The sequence below is a fragment of the Nocardiopsis synnemataformans genome (assembly GCF_965343085.1).
Classification (GTDB): Bacteria; Actinomycetota; Actinomycetes; order Streptosporangiales; family Streptosporangiaceae; genus Nocardiopsis; species Nocardiopsis alborubida.
In genome coordinates, this window is the sequence record NZ_CBDRFA010000145.1 from 1 (window position 1) to 4,779 (window position 4,779).

Annotated in this window: 4 protein-coding genes; all 4 read right to left on the reverse strand. The window is 60.1% G+C overall.

All coding sequences use genetic code 11. From position 1 onward, the window contains the following. Positions 1-2 precede the first annotated feature (2 nt). The 4 genes from ACSIH6_RS38945 to ACSIH6_RS38960 all read right to left on the reverse strand — a co-directional run bounded on the left by ACSIH6_RS38945 (position 3) and on the right by ACSIH6_RS38960 (position 4,479). Positions 3-1,970 carry a type I restriction-modification system subunit M gene (locus ACSIH6_RS38945; RefSeq protein WP_435113837.1) on the reverse strand — a complete coding sequence of 656 codons (1,968 nt, stop codon included), beginning with the start codon at positions 1,968-1,970 and terminating at the stop codon, positions 3-5. Between the two features lie 242 nt (positions 1,971-2,212). Further along, positions 2,213-2,716, reverse strand: coding sequence for a hypothetical protein (locus tag ACSIH6_RS38950; protein WP_435113840.1), 504 nt, complete (start codon positions 2,714-2,716; stop codon positions 2,213-2,215). A gap of 252 nt (positions 2,717-2,968) precedes the next feature. Then, positions 2,969-3,745 (reverse strand): hypothetical protein, encoded by a 777-nt coding sequence (locus tag ACSIH6_RS38955; protein ID WP_435113842.1) that lies wholly within the window; start codon positions 3,743-3,745, stop codon positions 2,969-2,971. Beyond that, on the reverse strand, positions 3,742-4,479 hold the full coding sequence (locus ACSIH6_RS38960; RefSeq protein ID WP_435113844.1) for a HipA family kinase: 738 nt from the start codon (positions 4,477-4,479) through the stop codon (positions 3,742-3,744). Before ACSIH6_RS38960 ends, ACSIH6_RS38955 begins: the two co-directional genes overlap by 4 nt. Positions 4,480-4,779 lie beyond the last annotated feature (300 nt).

The window sequence follows — 4,779 nt, forward strand, 5'->3', positions numbered from 1 at the left end:
AGTCATCCTTCAACCTCTCGCAGCAAATCCATAATTTTGGCGATCTGCGCTTCCAGGTCACGGTCAATATCATTCAGAGGGCGTGGTGGGGTGTACGTGTAGAACAGCCGCTTGAAAGGAATCTCATAACCGACTTTGGTCTTCTTCATGTCGACCCAGGCGTCAGGCGTGTACGGGGCCACCTCGGCTTCGAAGTACCTATTAATAGTCTCCTCCCGTCCAGTATCAGCGAGCGTGTTGCCGCCGTAAGTGAAAGGGACGCTTTCCGTGTCCCGCTTGGAGGTATCTGGTTCGGGGTTGCCCTTGGCGTCGGTAAAGATCTCCGCCGACTCATCACGTTCGCCCACGGCCCTGGCCAGGTGGCGGTACTGTGCTTTGGTCAGCTTCAGCCCGGCCTTGACGAACTGCTCGAGGGCCGCCTCGGTGAACTTCTCCCGACTCAGGTAGATCTGATCACCCATCGAGGCCAACGCAGTTAGGAACGGTGCAGGGTCAATTCCCTTGCCAAACACCTTGGCCAGCGCAGCGCCATCCAGATTGGCGGCACGGGACGCCGAGAAGTTCAGCCGTAGGGGACGCTCCACGATGACTGTCCAGTACCCAAAGTCGGTGTTCTGCAGGATCTTGGAGTTCTCTGCTTCGGTAAAGGCGTCATAGATCTTTACGATCTGCTCGCGGGCGACCGCGTCGATCTCCTTGCGCTTGGAACCCATGCCTTTGCGCATCCTGATCCACATGTCGGTGGCGTCGATCAGTTGGACCTTGCCACGCCGCTCTGGCTGCTTGGTGTTGTCGAGGATCCAGATGTAGGTGGCGATCCCGGTGTTGAAGAAGATGTCGGTGGGAAGCGCGACGATCGCGTCTACCAGGTCGTTCTCCAGTAGCCACCGGCGGATCTGCGATGGGCCGGATTCCGCGTTGCCGTTGAACAGCGGGGAACCGTTCAGGACGATGCCTGCACGGCCGCCACCTTCATGACTGGGGCGCATTTTATGGGCCAGGTGGGTCAGGAACAGCATCTGGCCGTCGGAGACCGGCGGCAGGCCGGGTGCAAAACGGCCGTTCGGCCCGCCCTTCTTGTGCTCTTCCTTGACGTTCTCCTCCGAGGCCTTCCAGTCCACTCCGTAGGGTGGGTTGGACATGCAGAAGTCAAAGGTCTTGTTGAAGAACCTGTCATGGGCCAAGGTGTCGCCGAGCTTGATGTTGTCGACGTCCTGCCCCTTGCCGATCATATCGGACTTACAGATAGCATAGGATTGGTCGTTGATCTCCTGCCCGTACAGGCGTAGACGGGCCTTCGGATTGCGCTCCAGCAGGCGCTCCTCAGCCACTGAGAGCATGCCGCCTGTGCCGACGGTGGGGTCATAGATCGAGCGGATAACCCCATCCTCGAGCAGGGATTCGTTCTCCTCCGCGTACAGCAGATCAACCATGAGGCGGATCGCATCGCGCGGCGTGTAGTGCTCGCCGGCCTCCTCGTTGGAGGCTTCCGCGAACTTGTAGATCAGATGCTCGTACAGGTCACCCATCGCCGCGTTAGGAACGGTGTCGGGGTGCAGATCGACCTCAGCGAACTTGGAGACGATCAAGTACAGCCGGTTCTTCTCATCGAGCTTGTTGATCTCATCCTTAAAACCGAAGCGCTCGAAGACGTCGATGTTGCCGGAGAAGCGCGAGACGTAGTCGATCAGGTTGGCACGCAGACCCTCGGGGTCTTTGAGCAGTCGCTCGAAGTCGTACTGCGAGGTGTTGTAGAAGGTCAGGCCGGTCTTGAGCTTGACCTGGGCGTTCAAGGCACCGCCGTCGTACTTTTCCGCCAGGGCACGGACTTCGCTGCGGGTAGGCGCGAGCATGCAGTCCAGGCGTCGCAGGATCGTGAACGGGAGGATGATGTCGCCGTACTGGTGCGGCTTGTACACGAATCGCAGCTGGTCAGCGATCAACCAGACGAAGTTACCCAGGGTGCTCAAGTCGGTCCTGCTCTCTGACTACCGGTGGTGTGGGCTCATCATCGCAGAGGCTACCGACGCGTTCGATTGGTTCACTGTTGGTCCATGGTTCCGAGCCTCCAGCACACCTGCTACGGAGCGCTCCGTCACATCTGAGGAGAACCACTTCCGCCCCCAGGAACCTCCCCGTGGGGCGGGTGTCAGAAGGACCTTACGGGCGCGTCAGTCGGGACCATGCGGAGACTGACCTCAACATGATCGGGTCAAAGCGTGTGTGCACGATCGTTGAGCGCCGTCCCGAACACCGCGTCGTACTGCTCGTCTAACACCACCGCTACGGCATCGATGTGCTCAGGGCAAACCTCGCTGACGTAGGCCATCAGGAACTGGCGGGCGGATCGTGCGGCCTGGTCCCCTTCGCCCGCCACAGCGATGCCAACGGAGTAGCCGAGTTCGATCACCAGGTCCCTGGTGTACGTCATTGACTGCTGATCACCGTTGACCTCGCCGTAGGTGATCTCCTCGTCGGCGACGGAACACAATCCTGCAGAGCTGTCGTGGATAAGGTCGCGCTGCTCGTCGGTGAGGGCCTCATACCAGGCGTCGCCCTCCCTCCGTTGTTCGACGAATTCGTGGGTTGTCTCGGGGACGGGACTCGGACTGGGGACAACCGTGTCCGCCTCGGTCACCGTGTCGTCGAGGATGGGCTGCGAACAAGCGGTGAGAGCGAGCAGGAGCACAGCGAACATGGAAGTGAGGGAACGCATAGGAAGCTCCTCGTCGTTGGTTACTGCGGACTGTAGGCCCGCATGGGGAAGCTACGGGTGGGTTCACGGATTGGTGGCCGATTCCAGCCATGGGGGCAACGAAATAGGCTGATCTGCGTCGTAGGCGAACGCGCATGCCTACGCGCTTTCCATCGCCGCTACTCTGCCGCGAATTGCTTTATCACCCTGCACAGCAGAAATACCCACTTGCCGTGATGGCGAGCGGGGTGCAGTTTTGCATTGGTTTGTGCGTCAGGCGACCTGCCCGATAATCTCTGCGAGGTGATCGGTAGCCCGGTCGATATTGCCGATATCGATGACCGCAGACGCCCTCTCTACGACCCTCAGTACCGCTTCGGGCTCTTCTGAACGCCGGGACAGGTCGGCGAAAGTGATGAAGCTATTCGTCACGTTGTTTTGACTCGCAACCCCGCAGCGGTACAGCAGATCGTGCGCAGCACGGTTCAGTTCGGTGGTGTTTGCCGCCAAAGGAAGCCTGTCCATGAGGTGCAGGCGACCATTGCGGTAGCTGTACTTGAACTCGATGGAGGTAGGAATCCCGAACTCGGTGACGTTCACCTGTTTGTTCCGCTCAGGCTTGATGCTTAGGCGGTCGAAGACCTGGTTTATCTTTTGCCGGGACCGGTCGCGGTGTGCCTTCTTGCTAATTGGGGTAACCAGGTCCGGATAGAACCTATTCAAAACTTCTTCCACAGGTTCGCTATCGAAGATAGTGACCATCTGCTCGAGGTAGAAGTTCAGCGGACGCGACCGCTGGAGCTTCTCGATCGCACTCCAGCGATCCTGCCGGACACGCCGGACATAGTACTCAGCCCACCCAAAGTAGATGTCAGCGTCGACTCCCTTCGGAGCTGCCTTAGCGTCGTAGGCGGTACCGTCCCAGCCCTCGAAGCGGAACGCCATGTCGACGCCACTATGGCCCTTGTGACTCACGATTACGCCGACGTTGCGGGGCTCGCGCCGGTAGAGATCGGGGACATGGCGCAGTGCGTGTACCTGCGTGCTCATGCTTGACCTCCTGCTTGCGAGAAGTCCAACGTACCCGGCACCGGTGACAGGCGGGGCATGCTACCAGTTCCATCTAGCAGACGTGTCATATGGTCGCGCCGATGAAGGAGGAAGTCCACCATCGCCCTCTCCTCAGCAGCGTTGACCAGGCCTCGCCTGCGAGCGTCTCCGCTTACGGCCTTGACCGCTCTGTTGTCCACCGTGTAACGCAGCTTGCTGGCAGCCTTGCTGATGGCATCGCGTGGAGGAGGAGCATCTTCGAGGAGAACGGAGAACCCATTTTTGCGTTCTCGTGTGCTCGAGATTCCTCGGGCTCGGTCCTCTTGGATGTCTCCGAACAGTGCTTGCTCGTGGTCGATCAGCCAGATGCCGCCCTTGCGGTCGGACAGCAGGTTCTCCTCTGACCGATCGGTGTTGTGGACCCAGATGTCGAAGACCACCACATTGGCTCGCAGCTCAGAGTCCACACGGAGAAGCTCGTCGGGACTGGCTGGAGGTAGCTCGGTGCCGTTCGAGCGGACGGCGGCGCACACCCAGTGCTTCACACCGTCTTCGTCGATCCAGATGTCTCCGAGGGTGGCAGGCAGACCAAGCAGAAGTGCCAGTCGGTTGCATACGAACTCGTTGACTACGACGTTGGGGTGGTCTCCGTTGTGCTTGACGAGGACCTCTGCGCGCCCCCACCAGGAGTCGGTGGTTCCTTCTCCAGGCCCTCCGCGCTCGACGACCTGCATCCCTGGCACCATGGATCGCCTCATGCTCTATGACGGTAGGGGAAGAAGCTCCTGCACGTACAGGGTTTGGGCCCTTCCCGATGGCCGTTTCCGGACACTGCGCCTCCGTCTGTCGCTGGTGGAGAGGAAAACCCGGTGGGTATACCCGCTACTCGAAGGTGCCCGTTTACGTGCAGCCTGTCCCCTTCCGGGTGTGGTGATTGATGTGACGGCTGTTTTCGTCCCTGCGCGGGGGACTATCTGGCCGCGGTCGGCCAAGGACAGTCCGCCCGGAACCCCGCATCACCACCCGCGTCACTT

Coding starts and splice junctions, on each gene's coding strand:
- ACSIH6_RS38950 (WP_435113840.1), bottom strand. CDS start 2,716: ATGCGTTCCCTCACTTCCATGTTCGCTGTGCTCCTGCTCGCTCTCACC.
- ACSIH6_RS38955 (WP_435113842.1), bottom strand. CDS start 3,745: ATGAGCACGCAGGTACACGCACTGCGCCATGTCCCCGATCTCTACCGG.
- ACSIH6_RS38960 (WP_435113844.1), bottom strand. CDS start 4,479: ATGCAGGTCGTCGAGCGCGGAGGGCCTGGAGAAGGAACCACCGACTCC.